The organism is Halocynthiibacter sp. C4 (assembly GCF_028823805.1).
In the GTDB taxonomy this organism is placed as follows: domain Bacteria; phylum Pseudomonadota; class Alphaproteobacteria; order Rhodobacterales; family Rhodobacteraceae; genus Falsihalocynthiibacter; species Falsihalocynthiibacter halioticoli.
Genome location: NZ_JAPEIE010000001.1, coordinates 402,629 through 425,646 on the forward strand (window position 1 = coordinate 402,629; position 23,018 = coordinate 425,646).

The 23,018-nt window shown below is 52.5% G+C and carries 22 protein-coding genes; 3 read left to right on the forward strand and 19 right to left on the reverse strand.

Annotated features, from left to right (window positions below; genetic code table 11):
• The 3 genes from pdeM to OU789_RS02025 are packed head-to-tail and all read right to left on the reverse strand — an operon-like array spanning position 1 to position 4,423.
• Positions 1 to 672: a ligase-associated DNA damage response endonuclease PdeM gene (pdeM, locus tag OU789_RS02015; RefSeq protein WP_274652827.1), complete on the reverse strand. Its 672-nt coding sequence runs from the start codon at positions 670 to 672 to the stop codon at positions 1 to 3.
• A complete protein-coding gene (locus OU789_RS02020; protein WP_274652829.1) occupies positions 665 to 3,070 on the reverse strand; it encodes a ligase-associated DNA damage response DEXH box helicase in 2,406 nt (801 codons plus the stop codon). The genes pdeM and OU789_RS02020 overlap by 8 nt, the downstream gene beginning before the upstream one ends.
• 42 nt (positions 3,071 to 3,112) lie before the next feature.
• Positions 3,113 to 4,423 (reverse strand): ATPase, encoded by a 1,311-nt coding sequence (locus OU789_RS02025; protein WP_263954133.1) that lies wholly within the window; start codon positions 4,421 to 4,423, stop codon positions 3,113 to 3,115.
• A gap of 145 nt (positions 4,424 to 4,568) precedes the next feature.
• Here OU789_RS02025 and OU789_RS02030 point away from each other — a divergent pair, with 145 nt between their 5' ends.
• Positions 4,569 to 6,197: a hypothetical protein gene (locus OU789_RS02030; protein WP_274652832.1), complete on the forward strand. Its 1,629-nt coding sequence runs from the start codon at positions 4,569 to 4,571 to the stop codon at positions 6,195 to 6,197.
• Here OU789_RS02030 and OU789_RS02035 read toward each other — a convergent pair.
• The 13 genes from OU789_RS02035 to OU789_RS02095 all read right to left on the reverse strand — a co-directional run bounded on the left by OU789_RS02035 (position 6,171) and on the right by OU789_RS02095 (position 17,257).
• Positions 6,171 to 6,671, reverse strand: a complete 501-nt coding sequence (locus OU789_RS02035; protein WP_274652834.1) for a prepilin peptidase — start codon at positions 6,669 to 6,671, stop codon at positions 6,171 to 6,173. The two genes, OU789_RS02030 and OU789_RS02035, sit on opposite strands and share 27 nt — an antisense overlap.
• A gap of 2 nt (positions 6,672 to 6,673) precedes the next feature.
• On the reverse strand, positions 6,674 to 7,531 hold the full coding sequence (locus tag OU789_RS02040; RefSeq protein ID WP_263954129.1) for a tetratricopeptide repeat protein: 858 nt from the start codon (positions 7,529 to 7,531) through the stop codon (positions 6,674 to 6,676).
• Positions 7,532 to 7,549: 18 nt separating this feature from the next.
• On the reverse strand, positions 7,550 to 8,116 hold the full coding sequence (locus tag OU789_RS02045) for a tetratricopeptide repeat protein (protein ID WP_274652836.1): 567 nt from the start codon (positions 8,114 to 8,116) through the stop codon (positions 7,550 to 7,552).
• 3 nt (positions 8,117 to 8,119) lie between these two features.
• Complete coding sequence (locus OU789_RS02050) at positions 8,120 to 9,106, reverse strand: type II secretion system F family protein (protein ID WP_263954127.1); 987 nt, start codon at positions 9,104 to 9,106, stop codon at positions 8,120 to 8,122.
• A 9-nt stretch (positions 9,107 to 9,115) separates the two neighbouring features.
• Positions 9,116 to 10,084 carry a type II secretion system F family protein gene (locus OU789_RS02055; protein WP_274652839.1) on the reverse strand — a complete coding sequence of 323 codons (969 nt, stop codon included), beginning with the start codon at positions 10,082 to 10,084 and terminating at the stop codon, positions 9,116 to 9,118.
• 5 nt (positions 10,085 to 10,089) lie between these two features.
• Positions 10,090 to 11,526, reverse strand: coding sequence for a CpaF family protein (locus OU789_RS02060; RefSeq protein ID WP_263954125.1), 1,437 nt, complete (start codon positions 11,524 to 11,526; stop codon positions 10,090 to 10,092).
• A 9-nt stretch (positions 11,527 to 11,535) separates the two neighbouring features.
• Positions 11,536 to 12,774: an AAA family ATPase gene (locus OU789_RS02065; RefSeq protein ID WP_263954124.1), complete on the reverse strand. Its 1,239-nt coding sequence runs from the start codon at positions 12,772 to 12,774 to the stop codon at positions 11,536 to 11,538.
• A gap of 192 nt (positions 12,775 to 12,966) precedes the next feature.
• Complete coding sequence (locus tag OU789_RS02070) at positions 12,967 to 13,620, reverse strand: OmpA family protein (protein ID WP_263954123.1); 654 nt, start codon at positions 13,618 to 13,620, stop codon at positions 12,967 to 12,969.
• A gap of 4 nt (positions 13,621 to 13,624) precedes the next feature.
• The gene (locus OU789_RS02075; RefSeq protein WP_274652842.1) at positions 13,625 to 15,055 is read right to left on the reverse strand and encodes a type II and III secretion system protein family protein; all 1,431 of its coding nucleotides are present in this window, start codon (positions 15,053 to 15,055) and stop codon (positions 13,625 to 13,627) included.
• Between the two features lie 228 nt (positions 15,056 to 15,283).
• A complete protein-coding gene (gene cpaB, locus OU789_RS02080) occupies positions 15,284 to 16,126 on the reverse strand; it encodes a Flp pilus assembly protein CpaB (protein ID WP_263954121.1) in 843 nt (280 codons plus the stop codon).
• Between the two features lie 180 nt (positions 16,127 to 16,306).
• A complete protein-coding gene (locus OU789_RS02085) occupies positions 16,307 to 16,489 on the reverse strand; it encodes a Flp family type IVb pilin (protein WP_263954119.1) in 183 nt (60 codons plus the stop codon).
• 197 nt (positions 16,490 to 16,686) lie between these two features.
• Positions 16,687 to 16,872: a Flp family type IVb pilin gene (locus OU789_RS02090; protein WP_263954118.1), complete on the reverse strand. Its 186-nt coding sequence runs from the start codon at positions 16,870 to 16,872 to the stop codon at positions 16,687 to 16,689.
• Between the two features lie 199 nt (positions 16,873 to 17,071).
• Positions 17,072 to 17,257, reverse strand: coding sequence for a Flp family type IVb pilin (locus tag OU789_RS02095; RefSeq protein WP_263954117.1), 186 nt, complete (start codon positions 17,255 to 17,257; stop codon positions 17,072 to 17,074).
• A gap of 355 nt (positions 17,258 to 17,612) precedes the next feature.
• Here OU789_RS02095 and OU789_RS02100 point away from each other — a divergent pair, with 355 nt between their 5' ends.
• Positions 17,613 to 18,524, forward strand: coding sequence for a lytic transglycosylase domain-containing protein (locus OU789_RS02100; protein ID WP_274652845.1), 912 nt, complete (start codon positions 17,613 to 17,615; stop codon positions 18,522 to 18,524).
• Positions 18,517 to 19,959 (forward strand): UbiA family prenyltransferase, encoded by a 1,443-nt coding sequence (locus OU789_RS02105; RefSeq protein ID WP_274652847.1) that lies wholly within the window; start codon positions 18,517 to 18,519, stop codon positions 19,957 to 19,959. Before OU789_RS02100 ends, OU789_RS02105 begins: the two co-directional genes overlap by 8 nt.
• On the opposite strand, the gene OU789_RS02110 is transcribed toward OU789_RS02105, so the two are convergent.
• The 3 genes from OU789_RS02110 to OU789_RS02120 are packed head-to-tail and all read right to left on the reverse strand — an operon-like array spanning position 19,956 to position 22,994.
• On the reverse strand, positions 19,956 to 20,693 hold the full coding sequence (locus OU789_RS02110; RefSeq protein WP_274652849.1) for an SDR family oxidoreductase: 738 nt from the start codon (positions 20,691 to 20,693) through the stop codon (positions 19,956 to 19,958). The genes OU789_RS02105 and OU789_RS02110 overlap by 4 nt on opposite strands.
• Positions 20,690 to 22,003: an FAD-binding oxidoreductase gene (locus OU789_RS02115; protein WP_274652851.1), complete on the reverse strand. Its 1,314-nt coding sequence runs from the start codon at positions 22,001 to 22,003 to the stop codon at positions 20,690 to 20,692. Before OU789_RS02115 ends, OU789_RS02110 begins: the two co-directional genes overlap by 4 nt.
• Positions 21,987 to 22,994 carry a lysylphosphatidylglycerol synthase transmembrane domain-containing protein gene (locus OU789_RS02120; RefSeq protein ID WP_274652853.1) on the reverse strand — a complete coding sequence of 336 codons (1,008 nt, stop codon included), beginning with the start codon at positions 22,992 to 22,994 and terminating at the stop codon, positions 21,987 to 21,989. Before OU789_RS02120 ends, OU789_RS02115 begins: the two co-directional genes overlap by 17 nt.
• Positions 22,995 to 23,018 lie beyond the last annotated feature (24 nt).

Genomic DNA, 23,018 nt, shown 5'->3' on the forward strand with positions numbered 1-23,018 from the left:
TTATCGCGGCATTGGAATTTTCAGCGGCGGCTGGCGAAGGAGATAGGCCTGCGCACTGTCGTCCATTAGTGCGCTAAAGACTTGGTGATCGCTCCAAAGCCCGCCGGTATAAGTTCCGAATGCGGGCATGATGATCCGCTTTTGGTCTACAAGAAGCGCTCGAAAGGAAAGGCCACGCGCCCGTGTCCGAACGCGGGCTTTCGGATGGTAATGTCCTGATATTTCGGGCGTATCTGTTGTTTCGGCAATATGTCTAAAGGTAATTCCACGAACATTCAGGCTCTTGAGGTGCTGACCGCCAAGCCCGACAGGCCCGGGATCGTGGTTGCCTTCGATCCACACCCAAGAGCGACCCGCCATCATTGCCGTAAGGCGAAGGTAGTCACTTTCAAGAATGTCGTCCTGACTATCAACAGCATCGAAACTATCTCCGAGGCACACAACAGTATTCGGTTGGGTGGCTTCAATCGCTTCTTCCATTCGAGAGAGGGTCTCCTGAACCTCATAAGGCGGAAGCGATGCCCCGCCTGATTTGGCATAGCGAGTGGACTTGCCCAAATGGAGATCGGAGACGCACAGCAAGCGCTCTGCTGGCCAGTAGAGCGCGCCTGATGCAAAGAGGTGGAAGCTGTTTCTCTGAAACTCGAAGGGTGTTGAAACGCCGCTATTCAAGGCCGACCTCCGAAAGCATCCGCTCCGCTTCCTCGGTAAGGAGACGCTCTTGTGCGGAGCCTCTTACAGGTACCTTACCAATTTCCAGCAAGAGAGGAGCCGCGAGCGGCGAGACACGTTCAAGCCGTTTGGTCACAAGCTTGCCGTTTGTCCGTGCAAGCATTTCTTCGATGCGGGAGAAATCAACGAGGCCACGCATTGCTTCTTCCTTGGTGATGCGGAGCATTAGGTGGTCGGGATCATATTTCAGAAGCGTATTATAAAGAATGTCAGAGGAGAATGTTGTTTGCCGGCCGCTCTTTTTGGGGTGGGGGCCATTGCGATCAATCAAACCGGCAATCGTTGCGCAGGTCTTGAAAGATCGCTTCATGACCGCGCTTTCCACAAGCCAGTTTTCCAATCCGTCCCGTAGGTTAGCAGGCTCAAAAAGTGGCGCGAAATCCGTGACCTCATCAAGCCCCCAGATCATGAGTGCGTAATCCGTGGCGACAAATCCCAGAGGATGAAAACCCAAGGTTTCAAGCCTGTGCGTCAGCAATAACCCAAGTGTTTGTAACGCGTTACGTCCGGCGAAGCCGTAAATGCAAAGATGTTCTAAACCGTCGTTGGGAAAGGTTTCGATCAACAGTTCGTCTTTGTTTGGCAGTGCCGATATCGTCTTTTGAAGCATGAGCCAGTCAGCGGTGTGGTTTGGCAATTCGCTCCAGTCGGATCGCTGAAAATAGTCGAGAATTCTGTGAGAAAGCTGTGTTGAGGTGGCGAATTTTGTTCCCATAAAGGTTGCGATGCGCGGGCGCTTCGCAGTGTCTTTACGCACGATCACGTCCATCTCTCGGAGACCAACGAAGCGAACGATCTCGCCACCAATCAGAAAAGTATCGCCAGGCTCCAGTGTCGCCGCAAAGCTCTCCTCGATTTCGCCCAAAGGTGCAGCAGAACCACGACCACGCATTCGAACTTTTAGTTTGTCGGTGTCTTGGATTGTCCCGAGGTTCATGCGGATGCGTTGGGTCGAGCGCGGGTCGCGCAGATGCCACATGCCGTCTTCCTTGAGCAAGAGGCGCTGCCATCTGTCATAGGTTCTTAAGGCATAGCCACCTGTCGCGACAAAATCGAGGCAGTCGCCAAATTCGGCGCGCGTTAGGCTTGCGTAGTCGCCTGTTGAGCGGAATTCGTCGAACAACGCGTCAGCATGAAATGGGCCAGATGCGGCGCGAATAAGTATGTGCTGGCACAGCACATCAAGCGGGCCTCGACCATGTGGTTCGCCATCAAGATCCATCTCGCGCACGGCTTCGAGCGCCGCAATACATTCGACAACCTCAAATCGATTTGCGGGAACAAGAATAGCTCTTGACGGAGCGTTATAGACGTGGTTGGCGCGGCCGATCCGCTGCACAAGGCGTTTCACATTTTTGGGTGCGCCAATCTGGATAACAAGATCAACATCACCCCAGTCGATCCCCAAATCGAGGCTACCCGTACAGACAATCGCGCGCAGTTTCCCTTCGGCCATAGCGGCTTCTGTTTTCTCGCGAGCAGCGCGGGCGAGAGAGCCATGGTGAATTCCGATTGGTAACGCGTCGTCATTCGCGAGCCAAAGATTGTGAAAATAAATCTCGGCCTGCGCGCGGGTGTTGTGAAAGATCAGGGTGGTTTTGTGTTGTTTGACCAATTCCATAACCGCAGGAATGGAGTAGGCCGCGCCGCCACCTGACCAAGGCGGGGCTTCAGTGGTCTTTAGCATTTGAATATCAGGCGTGGGACCACTTGGAGCATGTAGGATGCTGCAGGGTTGTGAGCCAAATGCGAGTGTTTTTGCAATGGCCTCTGGGTCTTCAACCGTAGCGGAGAGGCCCACACGACGGAGATTTGGCGCAAGCGCCTGAAGTCTAGAGAGCGCGAGCATCAATTGATCTCCGCGTTTGCTTTCGGCCAGTGCATGAATCTCGTCCACGATCACACGAGACACACCTGCAAACATGCGTGGCGCATCTTCATAGCTGAGCAGAAGCGCGAGGCTTTCAGGTGTGGTCAACAGAATGTGTGGCGGATCAACTCTTTGTCGTTTTTTGCGGGCCGCGGGCGTGTCTCCGGTCCGGTCCTCTATGCGAATACCAAGCCCGATCTCGGCAACTGGCTTTTCAAGGTTTCGTCGGATATCTGCGGCGAGCGCTTTGAGCGGGGAGATGTAGAGCGTGTGCAGGCCGGATTGTGGCCTGCTGCCGAGTTCAACGAGGGTCGGAAGAAATCCGGCGAGTGTTTTGCCGCCACCCGTTGGCGCAATCAAGAGCTGCGCCGGCTCGTCCTTTTTGGCGAGCATCTCGAGTTGATGCGGATGAGCTTGCCAGCCCCTCGCATCAAACCAGTTTTCAAAGTGCTGCGGAAGCGCGGTCATCCCAAAAGGGTATGCGAATTAGAGCCCGCCGAAAACACCGAATTAGTGAACGATGTCTTCCTCAGTTACGAACATATTCGCCCAAGCCCGGTCAATGAGATCAGGCGTCATTTGGTATGGGATGCCCTCGAACTCACAGATCGAAATCATTTGATCAATCAAGAAGATCGGCTGATAGTTGGCGTACTCGTTGTTGATTTCAGGGTATTTCTTCTTAAGCAAATGCACCAGCGCGGCCTCGTCCAGCGGCATCTTGCGGCGACGCGCCATCATCGCGAAGATTTTGAGGAAGTCTTCCTGATCCGGTCCATCGATTTTGATTTTGAAGAAAATCCGGCGCAACGCGGCGCGGTCAAAAATCTTGTTCGGGTGGAAGTTGGTTGAGAAGATAACGAGCGTGTCGAACGGCACCTCGAATTTTTCGCCCGATTGCAGCGCGAGGATATCTTTGCCCTCTTCAAGAGGCACAATCCAGCGGTTGATAAGCGACTGTGGTGGCTCTTCCTGTCGGCCAAGGTCGTCCACGATAAAGACGCCACCAGACGACTTGAGCTGCAACGGCGCCTGATAGGTTCGGGCTGTCGGGTTATAGACAAGATCAAGCATCGAAAGCGTCAATTCACCACCGGTGATCACTGTTGGTCGTTCGCAACGCACATAGCGCGTGTCATAGCGGTTGCCGGTACGGCGGAGTGAGTTTGGGTCGTCTTTCTGTTCTTCGGCGGCGGAGTGCACGATTGGGTCATAAACGGTAATCACCTGACCGGAGTATTCAATCGCGCGCGGGACGTAGATCTTGTCGCCAAGTGCGTCACGGATACCGTTCGAGATAGAGGATTTACCATTGCCCGGAGGACCGTACATAAGGATCGAACGGCCTGAACTTACCGCAGGGCCAAGTTGGTCAAGCAACGTCGGCGGCAGGATCAGGTGACCCATCGCACCGGTGAGTTGATCGCGCGAAATCTGGATGTTGCGGATGGACTGGCGTTTGACCTGCTCCTGATAGATCGACAGCGGCACAGGCATAGCGCCGTAGTATTCCGATTGGCTCAACGCATCGAGCGCGCGGGCCTTGCCTTGGTCGGTAAGCTGGTAGCCCATTTCGTTGCCAGAGTTAGCATGCAGAGTACCAGTCGCCTCCAAAAGCCGCTGCTCGCGCGCCATATCAACAAGCTCTTGCGTCACCGGTATTGGCAAACAGATCGCCCTCGCAATTTCAGAAACCATATCAAGGTTCTGGCGGAACAGCGTTTTGAGAAGGATATCCCGCATCATAACGATGGGGAGGTTCATCTCCTCGAGGCGCTTCGGGGCGGGCGGGGCTAAAACCCCAGTGGGTTCTGCATTCATGGTGAGTACCTGTAGTTGTGCCGGAACGGTCTTTTTTGTGCTGATTCTACCGCGCTGCGCCAGAATGACCAACAAAAAGCGCCTCGATCTTTTACTTGGCGCTCTCTCTGTGGCTAGTGTTGCTCAAATGCGAAAGTGAGGTCGGATGAAACAGGCAAATTCCGCGATTTTGTTGGTGTTTTTGTTTGCAGTTGCCCTATTGGGCGGCGCGATTGGTCTGGCGAAGGGTGGGCTATATCTCGGCAAACACGAGGTCGATACGCTGCATTTGATTGATATTCTGCTGCGCTTCGAAGATGGCGCTCGAATTCACGCAGATTTTTCAACGCCAATCGGAACCCTCGCATTTGCGCCGATCATCTGGTTTTCACAGCTTGGCCTCAACTTCGGCATGGCATTTCTTGCCACGCAGGCTGTTTTGGCCCTTGCGCTTGTTCTTCCCCTTTGGTGGATCGGCGTTAGCCGCCTGAGCACAGGGGCAGCAATGCTTTTTGGAGGAGTAACGCTCGTCACGGCGACAGCGATTGTGGATGGGCAAACCGATGTCTCGTCGTCCATTTCGATGTACTACAACCGCTGGGCATGGGCATTGGCATTCGTTGCATTGGGCCTTTCAATGCTACCCCGCAAGCGCGGCCTTACCGGCGGTGGTTTCTTTGAGGGCATTGTGATCGGCATCTGTCTCGTCGCGCTCGCACTTTTGAAAGTTACTTACTTGGTCGGGATCGCTTTGCCTGTGCTCGTAGGGTTGTTGATGACCGCAAACTTCCGAGGAATCGCGGGCGCATTTCTGGCTGGATGCACGGCGTTTGCTGCTATCACATTCTTGTATGGGCTTGCGCCTTGGCAGGCGTATTATGCGGACCTTCTAACTGTCGCCAGCTCTGCAAACCGAGCGTTCCCCGGTGCGAGCCTTGCAGATTTGATTTCCGCGCCCGCGTTTCTTCCCACACTGATTGTTGCGGCAGCGGGCGTCATTTTTCTTCGCCAATCATCCCAAAATGGCGCGGCTCTGTTGCTGCTCATTGCGTTACCTGGGCTGTATTATATTACCTACCAGAACTTCGGAAATGATCCGCTGTGGCTCGGATTTGTCGTTGTTTATGTCTATGCGATGCGGCCAGAGGGGGAGTTTCGGAACGAATTCGGATGGGACATTCGGACTGCGCTCTCGGTGGTTTCGATTACTGGTACCGTGATAATTGCACCTGTTCTGCTGAATTTTGGAACGAGTGGTTTGCGGCACCTGTTTTTGGACGAGGGGCAATATCAGCGGGTCATTCCAACAACTCGGTTTCCCGTTGCTGATGACATCCACATAGCCAACCTTCGTGTGGATAACGTGAACGCGATGGTTCCATTGCTGAGTGAAACGAACACAACCAACAACGATCTTGCCGAATTCGACCCTACCACCTTTGCCGATTGTCAAATAAGGCTAGGCAATTCGACGTTTAATTCCGCAATTGCAAGCGACCTCGTAAATTTCGAAGGAGAGGCGCTGTATGTCTCGGATGTAAGCTCTTCGGTTTGGATGTTTAGCAACATGCAGCCAACGAAGGGCAGCGCGCCGTGGGCTTATGGTGGGTTGCCGGGTATTGAGAATGCAGACATCCTCGTCGTCCCGAAATGTGCGACACAGCTTAGCGTTCGCAACGCAATGCTAGTCTCAATTGCGCAACGCGAGGATTTGGTATTGGAGCCATTGGTGGATAGCGCGGTTTCGTCCGTCTATCGGCTGAACCGCTTAGCCGCCCAAAGCAGCAGCAACTAGGTAGATTGCGAAGGCCGAAGCAAGGCCTAGTCCAGCAGGGAAATCTTTGCCCGCTGACCAGCTTTGCCAATTAGGTGCGAGGTTGCGGATTGGTGCGATATTCATTGCAGCACGATGAAGTGCAAAAGCGACGATGCAACAGAACGCCAAGAGCATTGCAAATGCAGGGATATCTCCGCGCGCGATGAAGGGGGCCATTGCGGCCAATATCTTGGCATCACCCGCTCCGACAACACCAAGCGAACTAATGATGAAGCCGGCAATAATCATGACGACAAAGTTGAGCCATCCGGCAAGATAGAGTGGCATTGGAAGAACAAAAAGGCCAACAATCGCGTATACCGCCAATAGAGCAAGCATCGCTTTGTTGGGAATTTTCATCGATTTCAGGTCGCTATAGGCGACCCAGAAACAAATAGGCAGCGAGAGGGGGAGGAACCACATCGCTGCCTTTGCCGCAAGCTCAAAGTCCAAGTTTAGACGCCTTCTTCCAGTGCATTGAGCGAGCGTACTGCTGCTTCGAAGTGCTGCGGATGGGTTTCGATGGACTCTTTGAGTAGCCCTTTCCCTGTCGCAACGTCGTTTTGTTTAATGGCCGTAAGAGCCATAGTGTGAAGCAGCATAGCGCGTTCGGACTGGTTCATCGGAACGATCGGAATTTCGTAATTCCGTTGTGCGCCGCGAGCCAGTACGAGGTTGTTCTTGGCGGTGAAAAGCTTTGGATCGTAGGCAACGGCCTCTGCGAACAGTTTTTCCGCGCCCTTGTAATCACCGCGTGAAAGTTTGGAATAGCCCCAGTTGTTGAGGATGCCAGCAGGCTTGGTTGTTAGGTCAACAGCAGTTGAATAGAAGCTGTCCGCCTTTTTCCAATTCTTCTCGGAATCAGCAACCATGGCCTCCAAACGGTAACGCTCAAAGGACTCAACAGTTGGCGGGATCGTGTCGAGAACGGTCTCTGCTTTGTCCCACTTTCCTGCGCGGATGAGTGCGGAGGCGTAATCAAGGCGATCCGTGTTGGTGGCCTGATCGCTGGCGACCACGGCTTCCCAGTTGGGGAGCGATGCAGTTGCTTCTTTGGCGCGAACTTGGGATTTAGCGAGGCCGCGTTTGAGATCAATCCGGTTTGGATTGTCGGCTACGGCGCGCTTGAAATAGATAACCGCCTCGTTCGGGTCGGCCACGGTAAGCATGATGTCATTGAGGTTGCTTTCGTCGATGACATTGACGTCTTTCATCGAGCGCGCAACTTCTTCGGCTGTCTGCTTGTCCTGGTCACACGCGGCAAGAAGAAGCGTGCCGCCAAGGCACACGGATAGTAAAAGTGGATGGCGCATTTTTGCGTCCTTTACTGCTCAATTCTCATTTGGAGTTTGAAGAAGCAAGTAGCTGCTGCTGCCCCGCCTCACCAACTCAAACTTATTTTTATTTTGTTCAGCATAGCCCGGATTTTCAATTTTTGCGAGCGCGAGGCGTAAATTTTCGCGAATTGAGTCGCTTTCGCCACTATCTAGAGCATATGCGGTCTTGAAAACGCGGCTTGCTTCACCGATTTGGTCGGTTTCCATGAGGACAACACCAAGGTTGTTCCACGCTGGAACGAAGGTTGGGTCTTCTTCTGTTGCCTGTCTGAGAAGTTTTTCGGATTGCCCAAGCCGCCCAAGGCGGAGGTTGGCTGACCCCAATGCACTAAGCACATCAACGTTCAGCCCATATTTTGCGCCAGCTCGTAAGTAAGCTTTCAGCGCGAGCTCGTATTCTCCAGCCTCCATGAGGCGGTGCCCAACAAGCAAGCCATCGACCCCTTCTTCTTTGCTGAAACCAGGCGCATAAGGATCGCCTTCAGGATCGACATTGCCTGCTGTGTTACACGCAGCAAGAAGTATCAAAATGAAAAAGGGTGCAAACCGCTCTAATGCCATGCATTAGAACTTAATGCCTCCGAGTTGTGTGGCAATACCGTAAACCGATGGCCCGATAAGAATGATCAATAGTGGCGGAACTGTCAGCATCATCGTTGCCAAAGTCATTTTGGTCGGAAGCTTGTTCGCCTTCTCTTCGGCGCGCATCACGCGTTTGTCCCGCATTTCTTCGGCATAGACGCGCAAGGCGCCAGCGATCGAAGTACCAAAGGTTTGCGACTGGTTCAGCACGGTTACGAAACTGCGAACGTCTTGCACGCCGCAACGATCCGCCATGTCGTTCAAAACGGCCACTTTGTCTTTACCTGCTTTGGATTCGTTCGACACAATCTCGAACTCATCAGCGAGATCAGGAAAACCGGCGCGGATCTCTTCGCTCACGCGAAGGATTGATTGATCCATAGACTGGCCCGCCTCAACGCAGACGAGCATCATATCGAGCGAATCCGGAAAGCCGTTGATAATCGCTTCTTGTCGCGTCTGTTGGCGGCGGCTGACCCAGTATTTAGGTGCCATGTAGCCGATTGCACCAGGGATAAGTAGTGTAAGAATAGAGGACTGCATCGAGACTTCCTGTCCAGACGAGGATGCATTGATCAGCACATAAAGTCCGCCAAGAGCAAGACCGCCGATGCCGAGCGCAAACTGGGCAAAATGAAAAGTCCGGATGGCATTCTTATCGCGATAACCCGCTTGCATCATCTTAAGACGCATCGCGGAATATTCTTCCTCGGTCTGCGGCTCGAGGAAGTTGGAGTATTTTTCGAGTTTGTCGTTTTTACCCTGACGGAGGTTTTCGGCTTTACCTTTGCTCGCGGATTGCTTGTTCATGCTCTTCTTGAGCTTATCAAGCGGATCTTCTTCCTTGCGCAGCAGCACGGGAAGGGTGCCGAGGATCAAGAAAAGGCCAACGATACCGGCGACCAGCAACGGGCCAAATGGCCCGAAATTGTCGGTCAGCATAGTGTTGATGCTACTGAAAAATTCCATTGCTGCCTCCTAAACCTTGATATCGACAAGAGCGCGCATCACCAGAACGTTTGCGCCGAGGAAACCCGCAACCACAAGACAGGCCGGAATAAAGACAGCAGTCTCTTTCACGCCGTCATAGTAGTCCGGCTTAAGAACGTTGATGGTAACAAGCGCTGCGAGCGGGAAGCCCGACAGGAACATACCAGACCATTTCGCCTCAGCCGTGATCGCTTTAACGCGGCGGAAAAGCTTGAAGCGAGCGCGGATAACTTTGGACAAGCCCTCAAGGATTTCGGCAAGGTTACCACCCGAGACCTGTTGGATCGTCACGGCAACCGCAAGGAAGCGCAAATCCTGCATGTCCATACGTTCGGCCATGTGTTTGAGTGCTTCACCTATATCACGACCATAGGCGGCCTCGTCGGCAATGACGCCCATTTCGGTGCCTAGTGGATCAGCGATTTCCTTGGCAACAATCGAGATTGCCGACGTGAAAGGGTGCCCGACGCGAAGGCTTCGAACCATGAGTTCAACAGCGTCTGGAAGCTGCTCTTCCATCATTGCAAGGCGTTTTTTGGCCTTGCCGTTGACCCACATGAACACGGCGCCAATGCCCATAACAACGGAAATACCAACGCGGATAGGTGTAGAAGCCGCGGTTCCTACAGTCAGGCCAACAAAGGCAACCAAACCAAGAACTGCCATGAGCATGATAAGCTGCATCGGAGAAAAAGCGATGTTGGCCTTTTGCGCTTTTTGCGCGAGGAGAGAATAGAGCGGTATACCATCAGACTTGAGGTGTTGGCTCATTTCCTTGCGGAGTTGCTCTAGAACCTGCTCGCGATTTCCGCCTTTTTCCAGCATGTCCAGACGGCGGTTTACGCGGCTGTTCAGGCTGATGGATTTACCAAATACTGTAAGGTAAATGCCCTCAACCAAGAGCAACACGGCGATAAAGATCATGCCATAGATTAGTGGCTCAGCGCTGATAATCATGTGCGTTACTCCGCGGCCATTTTAGTTGGCTCAAACAATGTTGCCGGCAGATCATAGCCCCACATCCGGAACCGCTCGGAGAAGTGGCTCCGAACGCCTGTTGCGGTGAAGTGGCCGATGATTTTGTTGTCTGGTGTAAGGCCGACGCGCTGGAACTTGAAGATTTCCTGCATCGAAATAACCTCGCCTTCCATACCGGTGATCTCGGTGATTGAGGTCATGCGGCGCGAACCGTCCTGAAGTCGGCTGGCCTGTACGATCAAGTTTACCGCACTTGAAATTTGGCTCCGCACCGCTTTGAGCGGCATTTCGATACCGGCCATCGCGATCATGTTTTCGAGACGTGAAATACCATCACGAGCCGAGTTGGCGTGAATTGTTGTCATCGAGCCATCGTGACCTGTGTTCATGGCCTGAAGCATATCGATAACTTCTTCGCCGCGCGTCTCACCAACGATAATGCGATCCGGACGCATCCGAAGGGCGTTTTTCAAACAGTCGCGTGGAGAAACTTCGCCTTTGCCTTCAACGTTGGCAGGGCGGCTTTCCATGCGTCCCACGTGTGTCTGTTGGAGCTGAAGTTCGGCTGTATCCTCGATTGTCAGGATGCGTTCGTTATTATCAATGAAGGACGACAGCGCGTTGAGCGTGGTGGTTTTACCAGAACCGGTACCGCCAGAAACAATGACGTTTAGCCGGGTAGCAACAGCGGCCTGTAGATAGGCAGCCATCTCTTCGGTAAAGGCACCGAAATTCACCAGATCATCAATACCAAGCTTGTCTTTCTTAAATTTCCGAATGGAAACAAGGCTACCGTCAACCGCAATTGGCGAAACCATAGCGTTGAAACGCGAACCGTCTGCAAGACGGGCGTCAACATAAGGGTTACTTTCGTCAACACGACGGCCAACCGCGGAAACAATCTTGTCGATAATCCGAAGAAGGTGTTTCTCGTTGTTGAAGGTGATGTCAGTGAGTTCAAGCTTACCTTCGCGCTCAACGAAAATTTGCTGAGGACCGTTCACAAGAATATCGTTTACCGAAGGATCCTGCAGAAGCGGTTCTAGAGGACCGAGGCCCATGACTTCGTCAAACAGTTCTTGGTTGAGCTGATTACGCTCGTCCCGGTTTAGCACAATCTGCATATCGGAAAGCGCTTCGCTCGAAATCTCTACAATTTCGCTGCGCAGGTCTTTTTCCGATGCATTCTCAAGCGCGGCAAGGTTCAGGTTATCAAGCAGAGTCTTGTGGAGCTCGACTTTGATTTCGCCCAAACGCGACTTTCGCTTTAACTCTTTGTTTGCTGGCGCAGCTGTAGCCGCTGCGAGCTTCCGCAGAACTTTCTTCTCGGCTTCGGGGGCTTTATTTTCCGCCGGAGCTGGGGCCGCTACCTCTTTTGGCGCGGTCTGCGGCGCGTCTTTCTTCGAATAGCGTGAGAACATATCTACCTCTTATGAGCCTGTTTCGGCGGCTTGGTTAAGCTCGTGTAGTGAGGCGGCGAGCTTGCTGATTTCTTTGCGCAATGGGCTTTTTGCGGCGTTCATCCCAAGAGGCTGACCGTGGTCGTTCGCTTGAAGAACCTGCTTGCCCCCGTCTGGCATTTGAACTTCGACACTGATGTCGAGGCTTTCCGCCATCCGCTTAACGCGCGATTTGCCGGCAATATCGGTGAATTTCGGCGCACGGTTCAGGATGAAGCGCATCTTGTCGACTGGAAGCTGTTCGGCTTTCAGCGCGCGGATCATACGCAACATATTTTGTGCGGACCGCATGTCCATTTCAAACATACCAAAATAGACAAGTGATTGTTGTAGAACAGTTTCTGTCCATGCAACCAAGGTGGTTGGCATGTCGATAATGACATAGTCGAAGTTTGAGCGCGCTGTTTCGATCAGCCGCTCGATGTCCGATTGCTCAACGATATCAAGTGGCAAGATTTCCGCAGGGGCGGTCAGGACATGCACCTTGTCATTGAATGGCAAAAGCGCCTGCATGAAGCTTTCGCTGTCCATTGTTTCGGTGTCCGAAAGCAGTTCGTAAACCGCATCGCGGCGCGGCAAATCCAGGAATGTCGAAACGGAGCCAAACTGCAGGTCGAAATCAAGGATACACACGCGTGGCGCGTTCTTTTTGTCAATTGTCGCGAGTTCCCAAGCAAGGTTCACCGCGAATGTTGTCGCACCAACGCCACCAGCGAGGCCATGAACAGGCAAAACAACGCCGTTACGATCGCCAGTTGGCTTCAATGTTGTGGGAGCCACTTCAGGTGCCTGAACTTCGGGTTCCTGACGAAGGCGCTCGATCGCCTCATGCAACTCGTTCTCAGGAAGCGGGTAGGGGATGAAATCATCGGCGCCCAACCGAAGCAGCTTGTGTAGAGCGATCGGACTCACATCATCCGCAATCAGGATGACTTTAACCGAGGCCGCCTTCGCCGCTGTGATCAGGTTGGAAATAATCGAAAGATCGGTCTCGTCTTGGTCATCGACGGCAATCGCCACGAATTCCAATGTCTTGGCGTCTTCATGCTCAAGAAAAACCAGAGCATCAGAGAAGGATAGATCCCCCCAGCTCTCGCCCAGCTCGGCTTCCATATCTTCAATCAGAAGATCGAAATTCTGTACATCGCGCGAAATTGTACACGCTAAAATCGGTGCCGGTTCCGGCTGCAACATCGCGTTACTCGTCATCTGACTTACGTCCTTTTGCTAAAGGACGAAAACGGTCTAGTCAGCGAGCCGAAAATTTCGAGGGTTTCGGTTCGCCCCGTTGTCGCCCAACGCGCGACTCATCCGCACGTATTGCTCCCATTCTTTTAAATGACAGCCAATTTGGGCAACATTGGGGCTAAAAAACCGTAATTGTGCGAATTCTTAAGACGATTATTCAGACGAACCGGTGCCGCTAACAGTGATACCTGTGAGCTCGGTTGCTGGAACCGCAGAGGCAACATAATCGCGGAAAATGATCTCCGCATATTTGCCGTTAAGCACAGTTGGATGACGCTTCAGGAAACCCGACACTTCTGTAACTGTGCGGCGATTCTTCCGTTCGCGACCTTGAGTTACGATGAGCGGCTGGGTTTTGCCGTATGAGACAACCGCTGCGAGGCGATCTCGGCTGATGCCTTGTGAGATCAGATAGTTCACAGCAGCCTGGGCGCGGCGAAGGCCAAGCTTCTTGTTATACGCCGCTGAGCCAACAAGGTCAGTGTGACCGTAGACCTTGAATGTAACCTCAGGGAACTGCTTGATCCAGTCTGCCTGAACACGGAGGGCCGCACGTGCGTTTTGATCAAGTTGATAAGAATCAAACGCGAAGTTAATTGTTGACGGTACCTCTTCGGCAAAGCGTTTTGCCAAGCTGATCGCATAGCTGCGTTGTCCGGTTTGAACCAGATAGTTGTTCTCGGTCGATGTGCCGAAGGCGGATGCGTCTACGGCGCGGCCGGCTTCTCTGTCACAACCCGCGATGGCGAGGACACTTGCTACTGCAATCGATTTGATAGCCAAGGTCTGTTTTTTAGATCTTTGCATTGTCTTACTCCATCACGTAGCCGAAGGATCCGCCAAAGTCTTGCTTGGCAACTTCGCCAGCAACGCCTTGTGGCTTCTTGTCTTCAAGCACATTCCCAAAAAGGAAAAGTTCGGTTTCTGACGGTGGGCGAATGCGATCCGTTGGTAGGGCGAGCGCTTCGCCACGAGTAGGTGTTACAAGATGCGGTGTGATAATGATCACAAGCTCACTTTGCTCACGCTCGTACTCTGCACTGCGGAACAGTGCACCCAGAACAGGGATATCGCCGAGCCAAGGAACCTGACTGTTAAGATCACGGAAGTCATCTTGAAGCAGGCCGGCAATTGCAAAGCTTTCACCGTCTCGCATTTCAACTGTTGTCGATGTTTCGCGGCGACGGAAGGCGTCGATCTGGAAACCGCTCGCGGTAATACCGTTTGTTGGATCAAGGCTACTTACAGCTGCATCAAGTGTGAGGTTGATAACATCGCCATCCACAACGCGAGGGATAAAGTTCAGCTCGATACCGAATGGTTTAAACTCAACGGTGGTTGTCGTGCCGCCACCGCTATTGTTCTGTGCCACAGGTACGGGATACTCGCCACCGGCAAGGAATTTTGCTTCTTGGCCTGAAAGAGCGGTAAGATTTGGTTCTGCCAGTGTGCGGACAGCGCCTTTAGATTCAAGGGCTTCAAGCATAATAGCGACTTGCGTACCGCCTGCATTGAAACCAAATAGCATGGCGCCATTTCGTTCGTTTGCGGACAATGTGCTGTTGTTGTTCAGCGCGTTGTTCAGGAGGGCGCTCTCAGCATAGTTTCCTGCGCCCCCAACCACAGTCGGGTCGCCCAACAGGCTTGAAACACCGATGCTTGAGCTTAGGCTCTTGCGAACGGAGCGCTGCATCTCTGCGAACTTAACTTTCAGAAGAACTTGATGATTGCCGCCTACGACCATGAGGTTTGAAACACGGTCCGGTGCATATCGCTGCGCCAGGTCAAGCGCACGATCCATGCGTGCGATGCTGGAGATTGTGCCGGAAAGGACGATCCCGTCATTTGCGGTGCGAACTTCGATTTTCTCGTTCGGGAGAATCTGGCGCAGCCGCTCTTTGAATTCGGCGATGTCTGGCGTGACGTGGACTTCAACATTGGTCAGCAAGCCGCCATCAGCGCCAAGCAAGGTTAACGTCGTACGTCCCGGAGCCTTACCAAGAACATAGATTGTTCTGTCCGATAGGGTAGAGATATCCGCGATGCCGGGGTTCGCAATTGAAAGTTCGGCAAACGGTGTTTCACTTTCGACCACAACAGCCCGATTCATCGGAACACTCAGCGCAGTCGATGTTGCGCCTCTCAATACTTTAAGAGTCTCTGCGTGTGTCGCCGATGGGGCAACCGCAAAGGTTAACGCTGCTCCTAACGCAGCCGCACTTAGGATATTTCTAATGATCATTGTGATCCTGCCTCTCCGACCACGCCTCTGGAATTGGGTCTTTTTTGCCCATTTGCCCATCACCATGGCTCAGGTGTCATTTTTTTGCAAGAATCAATGCCTTCCACGGAAGCATTGATGTGGATATGTCGCAACACATACACATTTGAGGGGCATATATAGTGGAAACACAAAAGCGCACTCCGAAATAGAGTGCGCTCTTCTGGAAATTTTCAGGCTGAGAGAATTCTAGTTGGTGCAGGGGATTGGCATTTCAATCACTTCTGCGCCTTTCCGTGTGCGAACGGTACAGACTTCTTCTACCTCTTCGATCACGCGTTGTGCCTCTTCGATGCCAAGGAGTTGTTTCTGGTCAACTTCGATCGCGAGATCGGCGATCGTGTCATCCTGTGCGCCAACAAGCGAGAGAGAAAGGCGACCTGTTGCTTGCGCCTGAGCAAGTCCAGCAACCTGTTTCGGTGTTGCCTCAACAGTTACGTTCCGAGCGATGATTGCGCCGTTCCGATCTTTGTTTGCCGTTTGGTCAACGGCAATAATACGAATACCAGCCTCAATGATCTTGGTGACATTGTTGCCGCCACCAAGAGAACCGGACCAATACACATCGACGCGATCCCCTGGACGCAGGAAGCCGGAAACACCGGAAGTCACGTCAACTTTAATGGCAAACGCGCGCATCCCCTTTTTGAGACGCGATGTAAGACCAGCATCCTCTCCGGGCTCTGTCACTTTGACTTGCATAACCGGTTCACCGATTTCCATTGTCCGCAAAACAGTGCGCAGTGTTTCTGGGCCTTCGGGGAACATGTCTTCTTCGGATGTGAAGGCGCCCTCGGGAATCGAATTCTCCGGCCAGGCGATTGTTTTCATGTCTTCTTGGGCAAGCCGCTCACCGTATTCAACGACGCGCGTAACAACATAGACATCTTTGGTGGGGACGATCTTTTTGGCTGCTGCCCGTTCGCGCTGCAATTCTGCCTGATAGTTTCCGATATATCCCTTGGCTGTATAAACAGCAAAGCCAGCAAGCCCCAAACCCAGGATAAGGACCAATCCAAAAACTAATCTCATGATATGCCCTTTCTATTTGGGCGTTGTCCGGTGAGTTCGGGCCGGTCGAACGCATTACTCGATAGACGTTCATCGCAACGAATTGCGGCGATACTGTGAAAAGTAAGGGTCAATTACAGGAATTTTTCGACATTGGTAAACAATCAATTTGACGCAGTGCTTATTTGACCACTGGTGGTATTAGCCGCCAACCGTCATTGCGCCAATTGCATTACCGATTGCTGTTGCGATGTTCGAAGTAGGGCCATTAAAAAATGCAAAGATTGCGATGACCATGCCGATGATCGCTGCAGTCAAAACAACCCAATCAACTGTAATTGCGCCGGTTTCATCTGCGTAGAAATTCTTGAGAAGGCGTTTCATTGCTGTTTCCCTTTTGTTTGAAGGTGATTTTGTTCGCAGTGTTTTTGTGTTCACCCAAACATTGTCTTCCGAATGTGGCGACAAATTGGATGTGAAGGGGTTTTAGTTTGAATACCCGCTAGGCTAGTTACAAAAATGGCCGCGACCCAGGAAGGAGCGCGGCCACTGCGAAAAAATCCGCTTTGTTTGGTTCGGTATTAGGAACCGTCTACGGCTACGCCTGCAACTGCTGTAGAGATGTTGCCGGACAGTGTTGTAACACCACCGCGAACTGTTGCGAGAACGGCGATGCCGAGGCCAACGATTGCAGCTGTGAGAACAACCCAGTCAACTGTTACGGCGCCAGATTCGTCTTTTACGAAGTTGTTGAAAAGTTTAGTCATTGTGTCTCTCCTAGTAATCTTGTCGTTATGATGCACCGAAAAATCAGTGCTTGTGATTAAATTGCCCATTGATTGTGGCAACATAGTGGACGTTGCTGGGCAATCTTAAGAAGTTGTGAACTTCTGGGCGATGCCTTGATACGCCTCCTCCTCTTGAAAGATGGAGGCGCAGGGAAAGCGAGCGCAGGCCCGCTCGAACTTAGGAACCGTCTACAGCTACACCCGCAACAGCAGTCGAGATGTTGCCGGACAGTGTTGTTACACCGCCGCGAACGGAAGCAAGAACAGCGATGCCGAGGCCAACGATGGCGGCAGTCAGAACAACCCAGTCAACAGTTACAGCGCCGGATTCGTCTTTTACGAAGTTATTAAAAAGTTTAGTCATTGTGTCTCTCCAAGATGTGTTTAGCTCGTTTTCCCTGGCTCGACGTTGAGTGGATCGGCCTGATTTGATCCCGTGTTCGCCTTGGATGAGTACATATAGGTGGGGGAATGGGGCGGTAATTTGGCGCTAACCGTACAAAAGTTGGTAAAGTGTTAAATTCTCAGGGATTTCATCTAATCAGTTGATTCTAAACAAAAGAAAAATGAGAAAAAATCTATTCAACTGGACGACTGCTGAAGCCTGTTAATAAATGTGGCCGCATTGCCCAAGTTTTTTGCGCCTTTTACTAGTGTGAAGGGCGTTTTTTTGCGACAAAGGAAACAATAAATTCATATCCGGGCAGGGCAGTAACCGCATGAAGCGGAGCTTCGGTTTCATATTTCTCGTTTGTGGGGTGTTTTTTGCCTCGCTGTCGTCGGCAGAGAATGTCGCGATTGGGAAAGATTTTACCTTTAAGCGGATTACAGTTCCCAAAAAGGGTGCTCCGCCGAAGATTACTGTACAAATTGATCCGGACGAAGTTCCGATCCGTTTAACGCCGCCTCGCGCGCGCGAAGAGTTAAAGCCGGAAAAGTATATTGAAGGCGAAGAGGTCATTCCTGCAGATCCCGAAAAGCCAGCCCTAACAAAGAAACCAAGCGGCGCCGATACGATGGCTTGGTTCTGGGCGGAGGTTTCGCCGAGCATTTCGGCATCCGGCCCAGGGCGGTTGCCCTCAGCGGTAAATCATCTGACCAAAGCTCCTATTGGCAAGGAAGTTGTCCCGCCACGTCTACAGTCGCTTCAGGATATCGCGGCTAAACATGGGACTGATATTTTGCTGGCGACTGTCGGTACCCGCGTGTCGCCCGCTTTCGTTCTCGCGCTAATCTCAGTTGAGTCGGGAGGCAGAACAGACGCCACGTCGCACGCTGGTGCGAATGGCCTCATGCAGCTTATGCCCGCTACAGCAGAGCGGTTTGGCGTTAAAGACACTTCTGATGCGGTGCAGAACATTAAAGGCGGTGTGGCGTATCTAAACTGGCTAATGGAAAAGTTTGATAACGATCCGATTCTGGTGCTGGCGGGATATAATGCAGGTGAGAACGCTGTCTTAAATAATAGCGGCGTCCCACCGTATGCAGAAACGCGTGCCTATGTTCCAAAGGTTCTTAGCGCGTGGACAGTGGCACGGGGACTATGCTTAACGCCACCTCAACTCGTATCCGACGGATGTGTGTTTGCGGTAAAGAGCGCGAAGAAGACCGAGGACAAAGTAGATGGCTAATGAGAAACCGCTGGTTCTTGATGTCGACGGAACGTTTCTAAAAACAGATATGCTGTTCGAGTGTTTCTGGGCGGGCTTAGGCAAAGCGCCCTTCCAGACCCTTCAAGCATGCCTACAAAATTTTGGCGACCGCGCGCGTTTGAAACAGGAGCTTGCGCAGATCGCCGGCCTGCGTACGGAACTGCTTCCTGTGAACGCAGAGGTCAACGATCTGGCCAAAGTTGCGGCATCACATGGATGCGACATTATTTTGGCGTCAGCCTCTGATGAACAACTTGTTAGAAAGCTGGCCGAGGAACATGAGTTTAGCGCCGAAGTAATCGCTTCTGATGGCGTAACCAACATGAAAGGCGCGGCGAAGGCCGATGCTCTGGTCACGCGTTATGGCGAAAAAGGGTTCCACTACGCTGGGAATGAAGCTGCGGATATTCCGATTTGGGAGAAAGCAGATGGCGCAATCGTTGTTGGGCAGCCCAAAATCGCCGAAACGCTTCAACAGGCGGGTCACAATGTCACCGAAGTTGAGAACAGCGTTAGCCTCAAAGATATCTACCGCACTATGCGACCGCACCAGTGGGTCAAAAACATTCTTATGGTGCTTCCGCTAATCGCAGCACATCAGTTCGATTTGCAATCTTGGTTGCTTGTGCTGCTCGGTATGGTCGCATTCAGCGCCGCGGCATCTTCGATCTATCTGGTGAATGATTTGCTCGATCTTGAAGCTGACAGGCTTCACGTCAAGAAATGCAAACGCCCGTTCGCCGCAGGTTTGGTGCCGATAAAATATGGAATGCTTGGCTTTGTTGTGCTTGCGGGAATTGCGCTGGGCGTTGGAGCGGCCCTTGGTCCAGCGTTCTTGGGCGTGATACTGCTTTATGTTGCTCTGTCGCTGGCTTATTCCATGCGGCTTAAGCGCATGCGGTGGATTGATATCGCTGTTTTGGCGACTCTATATACCTTGCGTGTTGTCGCCGGTGCAGCAGCTACGGGAGTCGAGGCCTCTGGCTATATGCTTTTGTTCATCCTGCCGATTTTCCTAACGTTGGGTTGTGTGAAACGGCTTACAGAACTCACGCTTGCGACCGGCGACGAGCGCCTACCTGGTCGAGGCTACGGCCGCAAAGATCGAAGCGATTTGATTAATGTAGGCAGCCTTGGAATTGTCGGAGCACTCTTGTTGTTCTTCTTCTATAGCATATCAGACCACGCCCTAAGCCTTTATCCGATCCAGTGGTTGCTCTGGCTTGCGCTTGTGCCAATTGCGATTTGGCTGATCCGAATGCTGGTTCTTGGGTATCAAGGCAAACAGGATTACGATCCAATCGTCTTTGCTCTTACCGATAAAATCGGATTGGGTATCCTGTTTTTCACGCTGTCGCTGATGTTCTATGCGGCGGGGCTTTGGCAGCGCTGGTTCCAGGTCTGGGCGGGCTAGATCGACATTTTCTTGAAGATTGGCTCTGGGATCGAGCGAATGATGAGCATGATGTACCGCCAAAAGAAGGGCGTATAGATTGTGTTGCGCTTCTTCTTTACAGCCTTGTGAATTGCGTCTGCTATATCCTCTGGCTTCGCGACAAGGAACATTCCTTCGATGCCCCATGTCATAGCCGTATCCACAAAACCCGGTTTCACGGTGACAACATGACCGCCGCTTCTGGTAAGCCGATTTCGCAAACCGGAAAGATATGTGTGAAATCCTGCCTTGGCCGCGCCATAGACGTAGTTTCCAACGCGACCACGGTCTCCAGCAACAGATCCCACGCCTACAACCGTCCCTCCATCGCGTGCTTCAAGTTCGGGTGCGATTGTCTGCAAGAATTTTGCTGGACCGGTGAAGCTGTCTATGACAACACCATCTATTAGGCTTGGATCATCATCAATTGCGGATTGATCGGGCATTGAGCCAACGAAACAAGCGACATTTATTGTGCCCTCTTCTTTGATCGCGTCCTTGATGATCGCACCAAATGTATTTTCATCACGAACATCAAGCTTCGCAGCATTGGCAAAGCGCGCACCGCGAATCTCGCAATCAGTAGCGAGTGCAGCCAGTTCCTTTGTGTTTCGACCTGCGAGGATGACAGCAGCTCCCGTTTCACTAACTTTACGGGCATATGCGCGTGCCATCGCAGAGGTCGCGCCGAGTATAATCCATGTTTCGTTCATTCTGCGCTCCTCAGTTTCAGACGGCGAACTAGGTCTGTAGCTAGGTTTCTGTCCGGATCGGCTTTTTCAACTGCTTTGCGCCAATCTGAGTAGTCTGGGTACATGTCTGCAATTTTGTCGCCTTTGGAGAGCGAGTCTTTCGCGAAGTAAATTCGCCCTCCAGCTTCAACAGCCATCGCCTCGAGGCGGGGAATGAGAACGCGCGCGGCTTCTGTATTCGGAAAATCCACAGCGAGCGTATAGCCCTCCATCGGGAAGGACAGGTATCCTCCGCGTCCTTCACCCATGCGCTTTAATACTGCAAGCGGGCTTGCGAGGCCGGAATTTGCGATCAATTGAAGGATTTCGCGCAATACAGCAGCACTGTTGATTGGAACAACGCATTGGAATTGGTGAAAACCGTTCTTGCCATAGAGGCGGTTCCAACCGTGAATTTTATCGAGCGGAAAGAAGAAATCAGAGATTGGCTTAACCAAAGTGCGCCCGTGTTCTGGAACTCTTCGATAATATAGCCAGTTGAATAGTTTCACGATCGGAGCAGAAAGCGCGAATTTGGGCGCATTGAACGGAACTGATTTCGAGCGGCCCGGAGAAGGAACAAGGCCAGAACCTGTTTCGCCTTCTTCAAGTATCCCGCGCCCAAGCGCGCTTCCCTTGGCCGTCGCGTCGATCCAACCAACGGTATATGTCGCTTCGGAGCCGTCCAACAGGGTTAGAAACTCGTCAAACCCTTCGACACGCCTTTCGGTGACCATCATCACGTCGCCTTTGCAGGGCAACATGATAATTTCGGCCGCCACAATGATCCCTGTCTGCCCGAGGCCTCCGACCGTCGCCTTGAACAAGCCTGCGTCTCTGTCCGGTTTAATCTTGCGTGATTTTCCATTGATTAGCAGTGTGATCGAGGCGAGGTGCTGGCCAAAGCTGCCAATATGGTGGTGGTTCTTGCCATGCACATCCATTGCAATGGCTCCTCCGACCGTTGCAAAGCCGGTTCCCGGCAAGACAGGCGGCAGCCAACCGCGCGGTGCAAATAAACGGGTGATTTCGCCAAGCTCGACTCCAGCCTCGACACTCAAAATTCCAGTTTCATCGTCAAAGGCGAGAAACTTGTCGAGGCGCGTCATATCAAGCGCGCGACCATCGTCATTCAACGCCGCATCACCATAGGAGCGCCGATTGCCCATTGCAGGAACCGCGCTCTCCGCCAAAACTTCGGCGAGTTCGCTGGACTTTTCGGGGCGTGCAATCTCGCACGTAGCTGACTGCGCGCGCCCCCAGCCGTGGATAGTATCATTTTTCCAGCGCATAAGGCCCTCTTTTTGAAATACGTTCGGCGAGCGGGAAGATAGCCAGCCCAAGAGCAATGGCAAACCAGAGCGTGGTCAATCGGATCACTGCTGTTGCAGGAACGCTCAAGGAGATTGGAACCCCTTCGAGGCTCAATAGCGCGATCATAGCCGCCTCTGCACCACCAATACCGCCCGGCGCGCCGGTTAGCCCGCCGGCAAGTGTTGAGAAAACGAAAATTACAACGCACGTGGCTAGGCCTATGTCTGCGCCCATCCATTGCAACAAAATGAAAAAGGCATAACCCTCAGCAAACCAGCCAGCCAATCCGCACAGCAAAGTCATCGCGACGGTAGGAAAGTGCGAAAACTGCGCGAGTGTTTGCGAAGCCCGACGCACTCGAACGAAAAATCGAGGGAAAACACCCGTGATGCGATAGAATCTCGTCACGCACGCGCTGAAAATACGAGGGTTGGTTGCAATGATGGCCGCAATAATCGCGAACGCTGCCACCACAATTGCCCCTTTGGGCCCGCCCGCAGCAAAGACAAGTGCAATCGCCAGCAATATCGCCATCGCGGACAAATCGCTTGCGCGGTCAACAAGTGCAAGCGGTGCCGTGCGTTCGGGGCTCGCGCCCGTTTCGCGCCCAATCCAGCGTATTCGAACCAACTCACCAACACGCGCTGGCGTAACACTCATTGCGAACCCACCAAAGAAATGCCGTAGGGATTGAAACAGAGTAAGCGGGAGATCCAATCGGCGAGCAAATACGTGCCATCGGACGCCACGCAATCCGTAATTCGCGAGAGATAGCAGTAATAAAACCGAGATTTGCCAAAGCGACAGACTCTTGAGGTGAGATAGAGTTTCCTCCCAGCCTGTCGCCGCAGCGAGGCCGATAAGACCAATCAATACCAAGAGCAACAGACCCGCAAACATCACCGGATCGCGCCACTTGGACGTGAATACAGTGGTTGCAAATGTCTTAAAATCGCTTTTGGTGCGCATCACTATCATTCGGGCGGAGTAAAA

Coding starts and splice junctions, on each gene's coding strand:
- OU789_RS02050 (WP_263954127.1), bottom strand. CDS start 9,106: ATGGAATTTTTCAGTAGCATCAACACTATGCTGACCGACAATTTCGGG.
- OU789_RS02115 (WP_274652851.1), bottom strand. CDS start 22,003: ATGCGCTGGAAAAATGATACTATCCACGGCTGGGGGCGCGCGCAGTCA.
- cpaB (WP_263954121.1), bottom strand. CDS start 16,126: ATGAGATTAGTTTTTGGATTGGTCCTTATCCTGGGTTTGGGGCTTGCT.
- OU789_RS02070 (WP_263954123.1), bottom strand. CDS start 13,620: ATGCAAAGATCTAAAAAACAGACCTTGGCTATCAAATCGATTGCAGTA.
- OU789_RS02020 (WP_274652829.1), bottom strand. CDS start 3,070: ATGACCGCGCTTCCGCAGCACTTTGAAAACTGGTTTGATGCGAGGGGC.
- OU789_RS02075 (WP_274652842.1), bottom strand. CDS start 15,055: ATGATCATTAGAAATATCCTAAGTGCGGCTGCGTTAGGAGCAGCGTTA.
- OU789_RS02030 (WP_274652832.1), top strand. CDS start 4,569: ATGAAACAGGCAAATTCCGCGATTTTGTTGGTGTTTTTGTTTGCAGTT.
- OU789_RS02100 (WP_274652845.1), top strand. CDS start 17,613: ATGAAGCGGAGCTTCGGTTTCATATTTCTCGTTTGTGGGGTGTTTTTT.
- OU789_RS02095 (WP_263954117.1), bottom strand. CDS start 17,257: ATGACTAAACTTTTTAATAACTTCGTAAAAGACGAATCCGGCGCTGTA.
- OU789_RS02090 (WP_263954118.1), bottom strand. CDS start 16,872: ATGACTAAACTTTTCAACAACTTCGTAAAAGACGAATCTGGCGCCGTA.
- OU789_RS02055 (WP_274652839.1), bottom strand. CDS start 10,084: ATGATTATCAGCGCTGAGCCACTAATCTATGGCATGATCTTTATCGCC.
- OU789_RS02105 (WP_274652847.1), top strand. CDS start 18,517: ATGGCTAATGAGAAACCGCTGGTTCTTGATGTCGACGGAACGTTTCTA.
- OU789_RS02120 (WP_274652853.1), bottom strand. CDS start 22,994: ATGCGCACCAAAAGCGATTTTAAGACATTTGCAACCACTGTATTCACG.
- OU789_RS02110 (WP_274652849.1), bottom strand. CDS start 20,693: ATGAACGAAACATGGATTATACTCGGCGCGACCTCTGCGATGGCACGC.
- OU789_RS02085 (WP_263954119.1), bottom strand. CDS start 16,489: ATGAAACGCCTTCTCAAGAATTTCTACGCAGATGAAACCGGCGCAATT.
- OU789_RS02065 (WP_263954124.1), bottom strand. CDS start 12,774: ATGACGAGTAACGCGATGTTGCAGCCGGAACCGGCACCGATTTTAGCG.
- OU789_RS02060 (WP_263954125.1), bottom strand. CDS start 11,526: ATGTTCTCACGCTATTCGAAGAAAGACGCGCCGCAGACCGCGCCAAAA.
- OU789_RS02045 (WP_274652836.1), bottom strand. CDS start 8,116: ATGGCATTAGAGCGGTTTGCACCCTTTTTCATTTTGATACTTCTTGCT.
- OU789_RS02025 (WP_263954133.1), bottom strand. CDS start 4,423: ATGAATGCAGAACCCACTGGGGTTTTAGCCCCGCCCGCCCCGAAGCGC.
- OU789_RS02040 (WP_263954129.1), bottom strand. CDS start 7,531: ATGCGCCATCCACTTTTACTATCCGTGTGCCTTGGCGGCACGCTTCTT.